Source organism: Saccharopolyspora hirsuta (assembly GCF_008630535.1).
GTDB lineage: Bacteria > Actinomycetota > Actinomycetes > Mycobacteriales > Pseudonocardiaceae > Saccharopolyspora > Saccharopolyspora hirsuta.
Window position 1 is genome coordinate 134,508 of record NZ_VWPH01000014.1, and the last position, 16,202, is coordinate 150,709.

Annotated in this window: 13 protein-coding genes; 7 read left to right on the forward strand and 6 right to left on the reverse strand. The window is 71.0% G+C overall.

Annotated elements, in window-relative coordinates; all coding sequences use genetic code 11:
• The first annotated feature begins 225 nt into the window (after positions 1-225).
• The 5 genes from F1721_RS27395 (at position 226) to F1721_RS27415 (ending at position 7,358) form a co-directional block, all read left to right on the forward strand.
• Positions 226-801 carry a YbaB/EbfC family nucleoid-associated protein gene (locus F1721_RS27395; RefSeq protein WP_150069679.1) on the forward strand — a complete coding sequence of 192 codons (576 nt, stop codon included), beginning with the start codon at positions 226-228 and terminating at the stop codon, positions 799-801.
• Positions 798-1,127: a WXG100 family type VII secretion target gene (locus F1721_RS27400; protein WP_246155340.1), complete on the forward strand. Its 330-nt coding sequence runs from the start codon at positions 798-800 to the stop codon at positions 1,125-1,127. Before F1721_RS27395 ends, F1721_RS27400 begins: the two co-directional genes overlap by 4 nt.
• 14 nt (positions 1,128-1,141) lie before the next feature.
• The gene (locus tag F1721_RS27405) at positions 1,142-5,908 is read left to right on the forward strand and encodes a WXG100-like domain-containing protein (RefSeq protein WP_150069680.1); all 4,767 of its coding nucleotides are present in this window, start codon (positions 1,142-1,144) and stop codon (positions 5,906-5,908) included.
• Positions 5,909-5,973: 65 nt separating this feature from the next.
• Entirely contained in the window at positions 5,974-6,759 is a 786-nt protein-coding gene (locus F1721_RS27410) for an immunity 49 family protein (protein WP_170301618.1), read from the forward strand.
• A gap of 35 nt (positions 6,760-6,794) precedes the next feature.
• Positions 6,795-7,358 carry a suppressor of fused domain protein gene (locus F1721_RS27415; RefSeq protein ID WP_150069682.1) on the forward strand — a complete coding sequence of 188 codons (564 nt, stop codon included), beginning with the start codon at positions 6,795-6,797 and terminating at the stop codon, positions 7,356-7,358.
• 120 nt (positions 7,359-7,478) lie between these two features.
• Here the strand turns inward: F1721_RS27415 and F1721_RS27420 are convergent, their stop codons facing one another.
• The 3 genes from F1721_RS27420 to F1721_RS27430 form a co-directional block, all read right to left on the reverse strand.
• Positions 7,479-8,129, reverse strand: a complete 651-nt coding sequence (locus tag F1721_RS27420; protein WP_211840648.1) for an endonuclease V — start codon at positions 8,127-8,129, stop codon at positions 7,479-7,481.
• Between the two features lie 62 nt (positions 8,130-8,191).
• Complete coding sequence (locus F1721_RS27425) at positions 8,192-9,610, reverse strand: aldehyde dehydrogenase family protein (protein ID WP_150069683.1); 1,419 nt, start codon at positions 9,608-9,610, stop codon at positions 8,192-8,194.
• Positions 9,611-9,714: 104 nt separating this feature from the next.
• Entirely contained in the window at positions 9,715-10,329 is a 615-nt protein-coding gene (locus F1721_RS27430; protein WP_150069684.1) for a mycothiol-dependent nitroreductase Rv2466c family protein, read from the reverse strand.
• A gap of 220 nt (positions 10,330-10,549) precedes the next feature.
• Between F1721_RS27430 and pepN the strand changes: the two genes are divergently transcribed.
• Positions 10,550-13,126, forward strand: a complete 2,577-nt coding sequence (gene pepN, locus F1721_RS27435; RefSeq protein WP_150069685.1) for an aminopeptidase N — start codon at positions 10,550-10,552, stop codon at positions 13,124-13,126.
• A 242-nt stretch (positions 13,127-13,368) separates the two neighbouring features.
• Entirely contained in the window at positions 13,369-14,148 is a 780-nt protein-coding gene (locus F1721_RS27440; RefSeq protein WP_150069686.1) for a DNA-binding transcriptional response regulator, read from the forward strand.
• Positions 14,149-14,205: 57 nt separating this feature from the next.
• Here F1721_RS27440 and F1721_RS27445 read toward each other — a convergent pair whose 3' ends face one another.
• From F1721_RS27445 to F1721_RS35200, 3 genes are all read right to left on the reverse strand, one after another.
• The gene (locus F1721_RS27445; RefSeq protein ID WP_150069687.1) at positions 14,206-14,706 is read right to left on the reverse strand and encodes a DUF5130 family protein; all 501 of its coding nucleotides are present in this window, start codon (positions 14,704-14,706) and stop codon (positions 14,206-14,208) included.
• Positions 14,693-15,028 (reverse strand): aa3-type cytochrome oxidase subunit CtaJ, encoded by a 336-nt coding sequence (gene ctaJ, locus F1721_RS27450; protein WP_342782948.1) that lies wholly within the window; start codon positions 15,026-15,028, stop codon positions 14,693-14,695. Before ctaJ ends, F1721_RS27445 begins: the two co-directional genes overlap by 14 nt.
• A 299-nt stretch (positions 15,029-15,327) precedes the next feature.
• Positions 15,328-16,188, reverse strand: coding sequence for a hypothetical protein (locus F1721_RS35200; RefSeq protein ID WP_246155341.1), 861 nt, complete (start codon positions 16,186-16,188; stop codon positions 15,328-15,330).
• Positions 16,189-16,202 lie beyond the last annotated feature (14 nt).

The window sequence follows — 16,202 nt, forward strand, 5'->3', positions numbered from 1 at the left end:
CGGTCACCGGCGCTGTTCAGTTGATCACAGCTCCGCCGGGCCGAACCCGCGCGAAAACCCGGCACAACGCTCAGAAGCTCCCGAAACCACTGATCCGACCGCCTTTTTCGCTAGGCCGTTCAGAGTCATTTCGGCCACCTCCGGCACCGATCCGATAACGCGAACGTCATTCTTCTCTAAACGCGCCCGCGCTCGCGGCGGGCGAAGGACGGGTGGAAGGCGAACATGTCGGGACGGGACGACTTCGAGGCCGGTCGCCAGGACCTGGCCGCGCGCAACGCCGCACTGCGGGACCAGATCGACAACATGCTCTCCGACCTGCGGCGCCGCACCGCCGGGATCCAGGAGAAGCAGGAGGCCGCCGCGCGCCAGACCGTCGAGATCGCCTCGGACGACGGCATGGTGACCGTCCGGGTGGACGCCACCGGCACGCTGCAGGAACTCGCCCTGTCCCCGAAGGCGTTCGAGCGCACCACCCCCGAGAAGCTGGCCCGCACCATCACCAGCGTGATCCGCGAGGCCTCGGGCACCGCCCAGCGGCAGCTGCAGTCCGAGTTCGCGCCGCTGGCCGACGTCTCCGACGTCCCGGAGGTCCCCGGAGTGCCGTCGCTGGCCGGGCTGCTGCGCCAGGGCCCGCTGGTCGAGCCGCCCGACCCCGACGCGGAGCGCCGCCAGCGGCGCGAGGACGACTCCGCCGCCCCGTCCGGCAACCGGTCGCAGCCGCCGCAGGTGCGCACCAAGCCGGACGAGGAGTGGGACGACTGGGACTGGGACGGCAACCGCCGAGGGGGCCGCCGATGAGCGACCAGATGCGGATGCAGCCGGAGGAGGTCCGCACCGGCGGCAAGAAGATCGGCGACTCCGGCGACGACCTCGAGCAGGTGCTGACCACGCTGAAGTCCGCGCTGGACGCCGAGGGCGAGTGCTGGGGCGCGGACGAGGCCGGGCAGAACTTCGCCAAGGACTACACCCAGGGCCGCGACAGCGTCTTCGACAGCCTGAAGAAGGTCGTCAAGGCTCTCGGCGACATCGACGACAACCTCAAGGCCACCGCCGACGACACCGAGTCCAGCGACGCCAGGTCGGCCGAGGACATCGGCAAGTCCGGCTCCGGCATGCCCTCGTAGGGAGTGGATGTTTCGTGAGCATCGAGATGCCCGACGAGGTCAAGTGGCTGCTGCCGATCGTGGTCGGCGAGTCGTGGCCCGAGGGCGACGAGGACGCCATGCGCCGCATGGCCGACGCGTGGCGCGCGGCCGCGGACGGGATCGCGAACGTCAACACGGCTGCGAACCAGGGCGCCGAGCAGGCCAAGGGCGCGATGGAGGGGCAGACCTCCGAAGCGTTCGCCAAGCTGTGGAAGGACATCGGCGACGGCGGCGAAGCCGCGCTGCCGAAGCTGAAGGAGGCCTGCGAGAAGCTCGCCAAGGCCTGCGACGACGCCGCCCTGGACGTCGAGCACACCAAGCTGACCATCATCGCCTCGCTGATCGCGCTGGCCATCCAGATCGCGGCGATGATCGCGGCCGCACCGGTCACCTTCGGCGCCTCCACCGCGGGCGTCGCCGCCGCGCAGGCGGTCACCCGCACCGTGGTCATGACGATCTTCCGGCAGCTCGTCATGAGCATCCTGAAGAACGTCGCCATCGAGATCGCCACCTCGCTGGCGATCGAGTTCGCGGTGCAGGGCGTGCAGATCGCCTCCGGTGAGCGCGACGGCTTCGACGGCGGGAAGTTCAAGGACGCGGCCATCTCCGGAGCCATCGGCGGCGCCGTGGGCGGCGTGTTCGAGGGCGTCGGCAAGTCGGTCGGCAAGCAGGCGGGCGAGGCCGTCGGCGACGCCGCAGGCGGAGCGGCCACCACCGCGGGCCGGACGGCGGGCAACGCGGCGGGCGAAGCCGCTGGCGAAGCGGCGGAGAACGCCGCGACGGCGCTCGGCAAGACGGCGCTGAAGGAAGGCGCCCTCGGCGCCGCCGAAGGCGCGGTCGGCAGCGCGGCGGAGCAGCTGATCACCGAGGGCAAGCTCGACTGGGAGGACGTCGGCAAGGGAGCGCTGTCCGGCGGCGTGACCGGCGCCGGGATGGGCGCGGGCGGCGAAGCCCTCGGCCGAGCGGGCAACGTCGACGTCCCCGACACCAGCGGCATCGGCGACACCGGCGGGACGGGTTCTGGCGGCGACGGCGGCACGGGCTCGGGTGGCGATGGTGGCACCGGGTCTGGTGGCGACGGCGGCACGGGCTCCGGCGGCGACGGTGGCACCGGCTCCAGCACGGACCCGTCGTCGAGCACGAGTTCCGGCGACCAGGGTTCCGGGACGGATGGCGGGCCTTCCGGCCGGTCCGGCACGGGTTCCGGCGGTGACGGCAGCAGCGGGACCGGCGGCACCGGCGGAGACTCCGGCTCGGGATCCGGTGGTTCCGGCGGCGTGTCGACGGCGGGCCACGGCGGTGGCGACGGCGGCACCGGCTCCACCTCGTCGCACGGCGGAACGTCGGGCGGCGGGAACGACTCCACGACGGGCAGCACCGGTTCCTCGCACAGCAGCGGCGACTCGCCGGGAGGCGGATCGAATTCGTTTTCCTCCCAAGGTGATTCGCCGCGCTCGGACGCACCGTCCCCGTCCGGCGGATCAGGCCAGTCCCATGTGGACACCAGCTCGCACGGCTCCGGCGACGGCGGCCCGGCTCCGCGCAGCTCCACACCGGACACCAGCGGCGTGAGCCACACGTCCAGCGCCGACTCGCCGAACAGCGGCGGAACGTCGCACACCACGTCGAGCGATTCCCCGTCCAGCAGCGGAAATCCCGGCTCCGGATCAGGTGGGACAACGCCCAGTGGCGGCGGCACGCCGCACGGCGGTGGAGGCGTCGGTGGCGGAGTCCCGCACGGCGGCGGTGGCGGTGGCGGCATCCCGCACGGCGGCGGAGGAGCTGGCGGCGGCATCCCGCAGGGCGGCGGCTCGGGAGGCGGAATCCCGACCACGGGCGGCGGGACCTCGCACGGCGGAGGAACGCAGCCCGACACGAGCAGTTCCCCGAACACCCCGGCCAGCACCACCTCGTCCAACGTGGACGCTCCGGCGGCTACGGCTCCGGGGTCGGCCGGACCGGTGCCGACGCCTACCGCGCCTCGCGGCGACCAGACCGGCTCCGCCAGCGGCGGAGCGGCGGGCGGTGGCGCGATGGGCGGCATGGCCGGAGGCGCTGCCGGTGCCCCCGGCGGCACACCGACCGGCGGCGGCAGCCGCCCGGGCTCGGGAGGCAGCTGGACCGGAACCCCGGGCACCCCAGGTGCGGCGGCCCGCCCGGCTGGCGGCGACGCGGGACCGCGCCCGGACTCCGGCCGCCCGGGCGCCCGCCCGACCGACGCGGCACCGCGCGGATCGACAACACCGAACGCCCCATCCCGCCCGCACAACGCCCCACCGGGGCAGGGCGGCCCCGGGGTGCCACCCCAGCGCACTCCGAGCAACGGACCAGCACACCCGTCGCAGAACCCCAACGGCCCGAGCGCCCGCCCCGACGGCGGCCCGCGCCCCGACGGGACCACCCCACCGCGACCGGACGGCGGCCCAGCACGCCCTGACGCGGGCACTCCACCACGACCCGACGGCACTCCGGGACGACCCGACGCAAGCACACCGCCTCGCCCGGACAGCACCCCAGCACGGCCCGACGCGAGCACACCGCCTCGCTCAGACGGCGCCCCAGCGCGACCCGACGCCAGCGCTCCCCCGCGCTCAGACGGCACCCCGGCACGACCTGACGCGAGCACTCCACCGCGCCCGGACAGCACCCCGGCACGGCCAGATGCGGGCGCTCCGCCACGTCCGGACAGCACCCCGGCACGACCCGACGCGAGCACTCCCCCACGGCAGGACAGCCCGGCTCGCCCCGACGGCACGGGACCGCGACCGGACGGAATGACCAGGCCCGACGGCACAACAAGCCCAGCCGGGGTCGGCCCGCGGCCGGACGGAACGCCCAACCCCGGCGGTCCCACCCGCCAGGACGGCACCGGACGTCCGGACACCGCACCTCGCCCGGACGGCACCCGACCGGACCCGACCACCCCGCGTCCCGACGGTGCTCGTCCCGACCCGGCCCCGCGCCCGGACGGCAGGACGCCGAAGCCGGACGGCCCCGCCCGCGACGGTTCGACCCCGGGCAATCGCACGCCCGACCCGCAGGGAACCCGGCCGACCGGCTCGCGCCCGGAGACCGGTGCCCCGCACGACCCGAAGGGTCCCCGCCCGGACGGATCGGCCCCGAAGGACTCCGGTCCGGACGGCCCCGAGCACCGCCCGGACACCGACCCGCACCGCGACGGCGACGCGGAACCGGGCACGCCGGAGCGCCAGCAGCAGATCGACGAGGCCGAAGCCCACCGCGACACCACGCCGGGCGGCTCGTCGTTCCACACCGACCCGAACATGCGCGACCTCGCGCAGCGGGTCCCCGACGACGGCGTCCACCACACGGTCGACGTGCACGCCCTGCCGGACGGCCGCGTCCGCATCGGCGACCGCACGTTCAGCCCGCAGGAGTTCGCGGACATGCTCCGCCGCGACCCGAACTGGGACGGCAAGCCGATCCGCCTGCTCTCCTGCGACGCGGGGACCAGCGGCCTGGCCCGCGACCTGTCCCGGGAACTCGGCGTCCCGGTGACAGCCCCCCGCGGCCTGGCCTGGACCGACGGCAGCGGGCGCGTCTTCGCCTCGGACATGGGCCCCGACGGCCGCCCGGGCTGGCCCCCGAACGGAGGCTGGGACACCCACAACCCGGACGGCACCCGAACCCCGGCCAGCAACGACGGCTTCCACCCCACCCGAGACGGCGAAGACCCGGGCCAACGCCCCGACGAAGCCGAAGCCCGGGGCGACGAGGATGCTCAGGGCAACGACGATGCTCGGAGCGAAGCCCAGAAACGCTTGATCGACCGCCTCAACGAGTTGCACCGAAGCGGCGACGCGGAGGCGTTCCGCGACCTCTTCGAGAAGTACTACGTGGAGCACAAAACAGGTCATATCCACCGCCGCGTCGGCTGGGAGACGAACCCGGACCTGCATTTCGACGAGCACCCGGTGCCGCCACTGCGGTACAACTCCGACACCCAAACGTTCGACCGCCCCTCAGACGCGATCGACAACTTCGCGAGTTGGGAGCCGCTGGAGCGCCCCGACCCCAGCAAGCTCGACCAGGCGACCTACGACGACTTCGTGGAACGTCGCCGGGCCGCCATCACCGAACTTGAGAACGCGAAGGAGCACGACAAGCAATTCGCCCAGCAAAAGGACGAGAACGGCAAGGTCATAAAGGAGCGCGACACCTCGCCGGAGGCGGACGAGAGCGCAGAAGCACTGCGCAAAGCCCATGCGAACGTGACCGATATCGGCGAGGAGTTCGGTGAACAAGCCGCGCGGGACTCGCTCATCAACGATTACGGCGTGCCCCCGGAGAACATCACGGTCCTGCACAACTCCGGAGTGTTCGACCTCGTCGGCGAGTTGCCGGACGGCCGTTTCGTGGTCATCGAGGCGAAGGGGCCGAGCGCCGATCTCGGCAGCCGCATCGACCTGAGCGGCAAGCGGTCCCAGCAGGGCACCCGGGAGTACTTCGAGTCCATTGTCGACAACATGATGACGCGTGGTGAGAAGATGACGGACGCCGAGTACGCAACCAGGTTGCGCCTTGCCGCCCGTCTGAGTACGGCCCTCGCCCTCGACGAAGCCGATGCACCGCCACCCGGCTCGGACGCATCCGCCCCACCGCGCCGCGTGCGCTACGACGTAGTCAAACCAATCGTGGAGCCCATCATCGAAAACGGCGAGGTGGTCGGCGAAAAGGCCAACGGGTACGATCGCAAGCGTTTCGATCTGGGCACCGGCAGGAACGAGGCTGACGAATGACCCCCACGCCCCGGCACGCAGCATCCGATGCGACCACGGAGGGGACGGTCTCCGCGCTTTCCGCGGTGATCGAAGAATTCTCGGGCAACATCGGAGTCCTGCCCAATTTCGCGCTCCAGATCGCGAAGCAGTCCATGACCCGGACGGAATACCTGCTCCTGCAGGACCCCGCGGCGGAGAACGAGAGCACGAATTCAAGCCTCCTGCTCGCCGCCCAGGCCGGATCCGCGTTCTTCGCCGCAGCCAACACCGACGAAGAAGAGTTCAACTACGTGGTCGGCTCGCAGCTGTCGATCAAGTCCATTCGGCCGACCTCCAACCACGACCCGGCCAACTGGCTCAACGCGCTGTGGGCCTCGGTCATCTGCCGCGCCCGTCACCTGGTGGACGACCTCTGCCAGTTCCCCGTGGAAACGCTGCGATCCGCGGGCGGCACCTTCGACGAGTACATGTACGCCTGGGTCGAGGCGCTCCAGACGTACTTCCGCGGCGAGGACGAGCTGTACCCGAAGATCAACCGGAGCATCGAGCTGACCGATCCCGACTCCCTGCAGCACGCGACTCCGGAGATCGCGCTCTACCGGTACTACCCGACCATGAAACTGCTCTTCAACCTGGCCGCCGGGAAGGCGGAGCAGTTCAACGCGGATCTCCAGGAATCCGTTGAACTGCACCAGAGCTTCTGGACCGCGAACCACGAACGCTCGATCAAGCCCGAGGGGTTCTTCGCACTGGGCCCGACGGCCTTGGCGGCGGTCGCACACGACACCGGCATGGCCGTCGGGTACCAATCGGACTACCTGCCGAAGCACTTCATCGACGGAGCGGGGATGCCCCGCACGGCGGACTGAGCAGCGGGCTGCGGACCGCAAGGATCGGAGCCGAAATGGCCACCCCGGAGAACCGGACGGGATTGCTCGAACACCTCAAGTCGCACCTGGGGACCATTCAGAAGATCGAGTCCGCCCGCTCCGACGAGGGAAACCGGGGCTACGACCTCGTCTTCTTCCACAAGGACGACCCCGGAATCACCACGGTGGCCACGAACGGGCTGCGCTTCCAGTCGATCACCTCGATGCTGCCGGAGGAACTCGTCTGCTCGCTGCGGACGGACCAGCAGCACATCGCGCACTACCTGGTCGACTCGATCGCTTCGATGATCATCCGGAACGGGACCGGGATGGAATACGGTTCGGTCTTCCAGAACGACCAGCCCATCATCGAAGACACCGAGATCACCGCCGTCATCGCGCACACCAGCCCGTTGTTCGACGAGGCCTTCAACCTCTTCCCGAACGACCAGGCACCGACGTTGCAGATCATCTCGCTGGTGCCGATCACGAACGCCGAAGTCGAGTTCGTCGGAGAAGAAGGCGCTGACATGCTCTTCGAGGTCTTCCACCTCAACCAGACCGACGTCTTCGACGTCCGCCGCCGCTCCGCAGTCTGACCGACCACCTCGACAGGCCGCTGATCGCACGCACCGGGGCCGGGTGCAGATAGTTTCCGGAGTGCAGACCGTCCATTGCAGGAGCTTTGTGACGTTACGGACCGAACATCTGGCTTCGCGCTACGAGATCCGCCCCAGGTGGTCGGCGGTGCGGGTGGTTTCCGGGAGGCGGTAGTTCGGGGTCAGGCGGAGGACCAGGTCGCAGGCCGCGTCGAGGGTGCAGCGGTGGCCGACCGAGACGAACACCGGCTTCACGCCGCGCTGCGTGCGCAGGGCTCGGCCGACGACTTCGTCGTCCAGGCGCAGCGGCGACCAGTCGCCGCGTTCCTCGCCGGGTGGCTCGTAGCGGCCCATCGCGGTCTTGCCGACTCCGATGCTCGGGAGGTCGGTCAGCACACCCAGGTGGCAGGCCAGGCCGAAGCGGCGCGGGTGCGCCAGGCCCTGGCCGTCGCACACCAGCACGTCCGGCCGCACCGACAGCTCGTCCAGCGCAGCGAGCAGCGGCGGCGCCTCACGGAACGCGAACAGCCCTGGCACATAGGGGAATTCCGCCTTCCCGCGCACCACCGAACTGTCCACAACGGACAAGCTCGCCACGTCCAGGACGGTCACCACCGCGACGATCTCGTCCTCGTCGCGGTACGCCACGTCCAGCCCCGCCGCCGTGCGGACCTGCGGCGGGTCCTCGACGCGGACCATCGGGCGCAGGCGCTCCTGGATCGCGACGGCTTCGGCCTCCGTCCTCGGCCACGGGTGCAGGTCGCGGATCACACCGCCGATCGTAGTCGTGAGTGCGAAAACCGCCTGGAGCCGGTTTTCGCACTCACGACCGCTCAGCGCTGGATCGACTTGGTCTCCAGGAACTCCTCGAGGCCGTGGCGGCCGAACTCCCGGCCGTTGCCGGACTGCTTGTAGCCGCCGAACGGTGCGTTCGGGTTGAACCGGCCGCCGTTGACGTCGACCTGTCCGGTCCGGAGCCGCTTGGCCACCACCAGCGCCCGCTCCTCCGAGCCGAACACCGCCCCGGCCAGCCCGTAGTCCGTGCCGTTGGCGATGCGCACCGCCTCGTCCTCGTCCCGGTACGGCATGATCGACAGCACCGGCCCGAAGATCTCCTCCTGCGCGATGGTCATCTCCGGCGTCACCCCGCTGAACACCGTCGGCCGCACGTAGTAGCCCTTGTCCAGACCTTCCGGCCGCTCCGGGCCGCCGGCGACCAGCGTCGCGCCCTCCTCGACGCCCTTGCGGATGTAGTCGACCACCCGGTCGCGCTGCGCCGCCGACACCATCGGCCCGATCCGCGTCGCCTCGTCGGTCGGGTCGCCGACGGTGTACTTGGCGGCCGCCGCGACCGCCAGCTCCACCGCCTCGTCCAGCCGCGACTCCGGCACCAGCATGCGGCTGAGCGCGTTGCAGCTCTGGCCGCCGTTGGGGAAGCAACCCGCGACGCCGAGCTTGACCGCCTTGGCCAGGTCGGCGTCCTCCAGCACCACGTTCGCCGACTTGCCGCCCAGCTCCAGCGCGACGCGCTTGATCGTCGCCGCGGCCACCTCCGACACCCGGCGCCCGGCCCGGGTTGAGCCGGTGAACGACACCATGTCCACGTCCGGGTGCGCGGCCAGCGCCTCCCCGACCACCGGGCCGGTGCCGTGCACCAGGTTGAACACCCCGGCCGGGACTCCGGCCCCGGCCACGATCTCGGCGAAGATCGCCGCGGTCAGCGGGGCCACCTCGCTCGGCTTGAGCACCACCGTGCAACCCACCGCCAGCGCGGGCACCACCTTGGCGACGATCTGGTGCAGCGGGTAGTTCCACGGCGTGATCGCGGCGACCACGCCGATCGGCTCCCGGACCACCAGCGAGTTGCCGATCTCCTCGGTCCAGGCGAACCCGCCCTCCAGGACGTCGGCGATCCCGGCCGAGGTCGCCACCGGCACGCTCGCGTGCACCTTGGTGGCGAAGGTGATGGGCGAGCCCATCTCGGCGGTCACGGTCGCCGCGATCTCGTCGCGGCGCTCCGCGATCCCCGCCGAGATCCGCCGCACCACGGCGATCCGCTCCGCCAGCGAGGTGCTCGCCCAGCCGTCGAACGCCGCGCGGGCGGCGGCGACCGCGTCGTCCACATCGGACGGTGCACCGGCCGGCACCGAGCCGATCACCTCCTCGGTGGCCGGGTTGCGCACCTCGATGCGCTCGCCGCCGCCCTCGACCCGCGCACCACCGATGACGTGGCCGGTGTCCGGTGCCGCCATGAACCCTCCCTGATCCGACACAGCAGACGTCACACCGAGCCTGTCACGCTCGGCGCGACCCCGCACCGGTGAATCGAACCAGCTCCTGGGAACACCGGGAAAACTCAGTCGAAGCGGGGCGACTCGGTGCGGCTGCGCTTCAGCTCGAAGAAGTACGGGTAGCTGGCCATCGCCACCGCCCCGTCGAACAGCTTCGCGGCTTCCTCACCGCGCGGGATCCGGGTGATCACCGGGCCGAAGAAGGCCACCCCGTCGACGTGGATGGTCGGGGTCCCGACCTCGTCGCCGACCGGGTCCATGCCCGCGTGGTGGCTGGCCCGCAGCTCCTCGTCGTAGTCGGTGCTGGCGGCCGCCTCGGCCAGCGACGCGGGCAGCCCCACCTCGGCCAGCGAGTCGCGGACGACCTGGTCGAAGTCCTTCTCGCCCCGGTCGTGCAGGCGGGTGCCCATCGCCGTGTACAGCGGCGCCAGCACCTCGTCGCCGTGGTGCTTGGCCGCGGCGATGGCCACCCGCACCGGGCCCCACGCCTTGTCCAGCAGCTCCCGGTACTCGTCCGGCAGGTCGCGGCCCTCGTTGAGCACCGACAGGCTCATCACCCGGAAGTGCAGGTCGATGTCGCGCACCTTCTCGACCTCGAGGATCCAGCGCGAGGACACCCAGGCGAACGGGCAGGCCGGGTCGAAGTAGAAGTCGACGCGGGGGCGGGCGGTGGACGTCATGCGGCCTCCAGGGCTCGGGGAGATCGTTCGCGGGCACGTTCGGGCACGACCCGCCGTGGGTACAAACCCCGGTGAGGGCGATTATCTTCCCGACACGCCGAGCGCCCGCGCCGCAGCACGCCGGGGCGCGCGGCCGCGCGCGGACGTGATTTGATTCCTGCGCCAGGTCGCCGCCCGGCGAGCCTGGACCAACCAGTCCCGACGACCAACGAGGTGATCCGTGGCCCCGCCGAACCTCACCCGCGAACAGGCCGAGCAGCGCGCGGCGCTGCTGGAGGTCCAGTCCTACGACATCGAACTGGATCTGTCCGCGGGCGCGGGTGGGCCGGACGTGGAGACGTTCGGTTCCACCACCACGGTGCGGTTCCGCACCACGCAGGCGGGGGTCGACAGCTGGATCGACCTGGTCGCCGACCGGGTGCACAGCGCCGTGCTCAACGGCGTCGAGCTCGACGTCTTCGACTACGACGAGTCCACCGGCATCCGGCTGCCGGGCCTGGCCGCCGAGAACGAGCTCGTGGTGCGCGCCGACTGCGCCTACACCAACACCGGCGAGGGCCTGCACCGGTTCATCGACCCGGTCGACGGCGGCGTCTACCTCTACAGCCAGTTCGAAACCGCCGACGCCAAGCGGATGTTCACCTGCTTCGACCAGCCGGACCTGAAGGCGACCTACCGGATCACGGTGGACGCCCCGGCCTCGTGGAAGGTCATCTCCAACGCCACCGCCGAGGTCGCCGACGCGGGCGAGGGCGTCAAGCGGCACAGCTTCGCCACCACCGAGAAGATGTCGACCTACCTGGTCGCGCTGGTGGCCGGTCCCTACGCCGAGTGGCGCGACGTCTTCCCCGGCGAGGACGGCCAGGGCGAGATCCCGCTGGGCATCTACTGCCGCGCCTCGCTGGCCGAGCACCTCGACGCGGAGCGGCTGTTCACCGAGACCAAGCAGGGTTTCAGCTTCTACCACAAGGCGTTCGGGGTGCCCTACCCGTTCGGCAAGTACGACCAGTGCTTCGTGCCGGAGTTCAACGCGGGCGCGATGGAGAACGCCGGTTGCGTGACGTTCCTGGAGGACTACGTCTTCCGGTCGAAGGTCACCGGCTACCTCTACGAGCGGCGCTGCGAGACGGTGCTGCACGAGATGGCGCACATGTGGTTCGGCGACCTGGTGACCATGCGCTGGTGGAACGACCTGTGGCTCAACGAGTCGTTCGCCACCTGGGCCAGCGTGCTCGCGCAGGTCGGCGCCACCGAGTACGACCACGCGTGGACGACCTTCGCCAGCGTGGAGAAGTCCTGGGCCTACCGGCAGGACCAGCTGCCCTCCACCCACCCGGTGGCCGCCGACATCCCGGACCTGCAGGCCGTGGAGGTCAACTTCGACGGCATCACCTACGCCAAGGGCGCCTCGGTGCTCAAGCAGCTGGTGGCCTACGTCGGGCTGGAGAACTTCCTGGCCGGGCTGCGGGTCTACTTCGACCGGCACGCCTGGAGCAACGCCACCCTCGACGACCTGCTGCGCGCGCTGGAGGAGGCTTCCGGCCGCGACCTGTCGTGGTGGAGCGCGCAGTGGCTGGAGACCACCGGCCTGAACATGCTGCGGCCGCGGTTCAGCACCGACGACGAGGGCCGGTTCACCTCGTTCTCGGTGGTGCAGAACGGCGCCCGGCCCGGTGCCGGGGAGCTGCGCACGCACCGGCTGGCCATCGGCGTCTACGACGACGAGAACGGCAAGCTGGTGCGCAAGCACCGCGTCGAGCTCGACGTGACCGGTGAGGTCACCGAGGTGCCGGACCTGGTCGGCGTGCACCGCGGCAAGCTGGTGCTGGTCAACGACGACGACCTGACCTACTGCTCGCTGCGCTTCGACCCCGACTCGCTGGCGACGCTGATCGACCGGATCGGCGACATCGACGAGTCGCTGCCGCGCGCGCTGTGCTGGTCCACCGCGTGGGAGATGACCCGCGAGGCCGAGCTGAAGGCCCGCGACTTCGTGACCCTGGTGCTGGGCGCCTCCGCCGAGGGCGGCATCGGCGCGGAGAGCCAGATCGGCGTGGTGCAGCGGGTCCTGCTGCAGACCCAGACCGCGCTGGCGTCCTATGTGGACCCGTCGTGGCAGGCGGAGGGCTGGCGCCGGTTCAGCGCCCGGCTCTTCGAGCTGGCCCGCGCCGCCGAGCCCGGCTCGGACCACCAGCTGGCGTTCGTCAACTCGCTGGCCGGATCGGTGCTGTCCGCCGAGCAGCTCGGCGAGCTGCGCGGCTGGCTGGACGGCTCGGCCCCGCTGCCCGGCCTGACCGTGGACACCGACCTGCGCTGGGCGCTGCTGCAGGCGCTGGTAGCGCACGGCGCGGCCGGGGAGGCCGAGATCGACGCGGAGCTGGAGCAGGACCAGACCGCGACCGGTCGCCGTCGCGCGGAGCGGGCCCGGGCGCTGATCCCGACGCCGGAGTCCAAGGAGAAGGCGTGGCAGCGCGCGGTCCACGACGACCAGCTGCCGAACGCGGTCAGCGATGCGATCATCGCGGGCTTCCAGCACCCGGCCCAGCGCGAGCTGCTGACCTCGTACGTCCAGCGCTACTTCGAGGAGATCGACGAGGTCTGGCAGCGCCGCTCCAGCGAGCGCGCGCAGCCGACGGTGATCGGCCTGTTCCCGTCGTGGGCGGTGGCCGACGAGACGGTCTCGGCCGCGGACGCCTGGCTGGCCGGTGAGCACGCCCCGGCGCTGCGCCGCCTGGTCTCGGAGGGCCGCGCGGGCATCGTGCGCGCCCTGGCGGCCCGGGAGTTCGACCGCTCCTGACCCGATCCGCCGAGGGGCGCCTCCGACCGATCCGGCCGGAGGCGCCCCTCGCCTCGTTCCGAACGCGATTTCAATGGAAATCGGAGGTGCGATTTCCATTGAAATCGCGGTGTCCACCACCCGGCCGGGCGAGGTTCGGGGCGCAGCTCTTTGCAAGGCACCCCTCGAACACGCATCGTAATCGGACAGGTGCAACGCGTCAGGTGCGCGTGATCCGCGGGGCGTGAGGGGTGGGAGCGGCGATGCCCGAGTTGATCTCTGCAGTCGCCGAGCTGATGTGGCCGCTGATGGCGCTGCTGGCGATCTTCGTGTTCCGGCGCTCCATCGGCCGGGTGCTGCGCACCGCCGAGAAGCGCGAGCTGGAGTTCGAGATCGGCGGCCAGAAGCTCACCATGCACCAGGTCAACGACCAGCAGAACGAGATGATCCAGGACCTGCAGCGGCAGCTCAGCGCGCTCAGCAGGGAGCTGGCCGAGCGCGACCGCACCCGCATCGCGGACGAACCGGCGAAGACCGCCGCCCCGGTCCCCGCCCTGCCCGACGGGCCGGACTTCCCCACCGAGGGCCGCGGCGAGCTGCCCGTCGACGGCGAACCGTCCGGCAACGGCCACGGCGAGATGCCGCCGGTGCGGGAACCGGTGGGCCCGGAGCCCTTCGCGGTGCTCTGGGTCGCCGAGAAGCCGCAGGCGCACGCGATCCTGGCCGAGCAGCTCCGCGACAACGGGGTGCGGGTCACCATGGTCACCACCACCGACGCCGCGCTGGCCGAGCTCTCCCAGCGCCCCTACCGGCTGATCGTGGAGGACATGGGCCGGAAGGAGAACGGCAGGTGGCGCCCGGACGCCGGGCTCGCCCTGCTGCGCGAGCTCCGCGACCTCGGCGTGGACACCCCGGTGATCGTGTTCAGCAGCCAGCAGCTCCAGCAGCAGTACGGCGAGCAGGCGCGCCGGTCCGGCGCGGTCGGCACCACCTCGTCGACCTACGAGATGTTCCAGAACTTCCAGAGCTTCGGGCTGCTCTGAACGGCGAACGGCCCGCTCACCCCGGTCGGGCGAGCGGGCCGTTCGAAGCAGCGCTGGTCAGTGGTGCGCCCGGGACTCCGGGTAGGAGGTGCCCGCAGCGTCGGAGAGCATGCGCAGGGCGCTGATCAGACCGTCGATCAGCTCGCCCTCCTTGAAGGACGCCACCATGCTCATCGCGGCCAGCTGGCAGCTGCGGTCCGGGATCCGGCGGTGCGCTTCCTCGCCGGTGACGATCTCGAACTTGCGCTGCCCCGGCGACACCGCGATCAGCACGCCGTCGGCCGCGCGCGGGCCCATGTTGGCGTGCAGCTCCTCGGCCTGCTGGCGGGTCTCCTCGCCGAGGTCGCCGAGGTAGATGCCGAACTCGAGGCCGGTGCTGCGGCTGGACAGCGTCAGCGCCTCGTCGAGCCGCGCGAGCTGGCCGGGGCTGAACGGCAGCGCCGGGCGATCGGGCTCCACGCGGCGGGCGACCGACAGCCGACCGGTGGCCGTGATGGCCTCCCCGGCAGCGAGCTCCCGCGCCTCCGCGGTCCGCCCCGCGACCTCACCAGTTGCCACGTGCGCCTCCCCGAGCAGTGCTGGGCCGCGCGCCCTCCGACGCGGCCTCGGATTCCACGTCCGCCATCGGAACGGCGTTGTTCACGCCAGCCGGGTTGGCCACCCACAACACCGGCGCGAAGTCCCACTTCTGCCCGGCGCGATAACGCGGGCGGGTGAGCTTCGGCCACATCGCGATGAGCACGATCAGGCCGTAGATGGCCGCTGGGATCACCGCCAGAGCGAGCACAGTCTCCACGACAGTCACGCCCGTACGGTATCCGATGACCACCGCTCCATGCGCCACGACCTCGTGCGGTGCATGATCGGCGTCGTCGATCACCGCCCGGCTCGCCCGCGCACCGCCGCGGGGCGGGCCGCCGCGAAGCGGGGTTCCGCACGTCCCCGTTCGGGTTTCCACTGGTCGGGGCCGACCGTGCCGCCAAGAAACTACGTACGGTTACTAGTCAAGCGTGTTATACCTCACTTAAAGTAACTCGTTCGGGTTAATCGATGCCACCGAATGGAGTCCAACCAGAAGGTTGCAATGCGCGGCGACTTGGCGGCTTGTTCCTGAGGATCTCTGCTCCTAGTTTTTCACCTGTATGGGTCTTGCATATTTGATCACACGCGCTCAAAACGTCATTTGAATGCGGGAGGCACACAATGTCGATCTTCGAAACCGCCACTCAGAGCAGCGCCCTCACTCTTCTGACCGCGCGCCGACCACTGCGCGAACACGGCGTCCGCATCAGCGGCCAGAACCGCGGCGTGCGCATCAGCGGCCTCGCCGAGGGTGTGCGGATCAGCGATCGACAGCAGGACGTCCGCACCCGGCGCGGCGTGCGCATCAGCGGTGAACGCGGGGTGCGGATCAGCGGCCAGCAGGGTGTCCGAATCAGCGGCCGGAGCGGTGTGCGGATCAGCGGCCAGCAGGGCGTGCGCATCAGCGGGCAGAGCGGTGTGCGGATCAGCGGCGAACAGGGCGTGCGCATCAGCGGGCAGAGCGGCGTTCGGATCAGCGGCCAGCAGGGTGTCCGAATCAGCGGCCGGAGCGGTGTGCGGATCAGCGGCGAACAGGGCGTGCGCATCAGCTGCCAGCACGGTGTTCGCATCAGCGGCCAGCAGGGTGTCCGAATCAGCGGCCGGAATGGTGTCCGGATCAGCGGCCAGAGCGGTGTGCGAATCAGCGGAGAGCGCGGCGTGCGAATCAGCGGACAGCGTGGGGTTCGCATCAGCAACCAGAGCGGGGTTCGCATCAGCGGGCAGCGGGGCGTCCGCATCAGCGGCCGGAGCGGAGTCCGGATCAGCGCGCAGCACGGGGTGCGGATCAGCGGGCAGCAGGGCGTGCGCATCAGCGCCGAGCGGGGTGTCCGGATCAGCGGGCAGCAGCGCGGGGTTCGGATTTCCAGCGGAGTGCGGATCAGCCGCGGGGTTCGGATCAGCGGGCAGCGGGGTGTGCGGATCAGCTGACCGGGCGTGGCGCAGTTCGCACCGCGTCACGCCCGGTCGTCCAC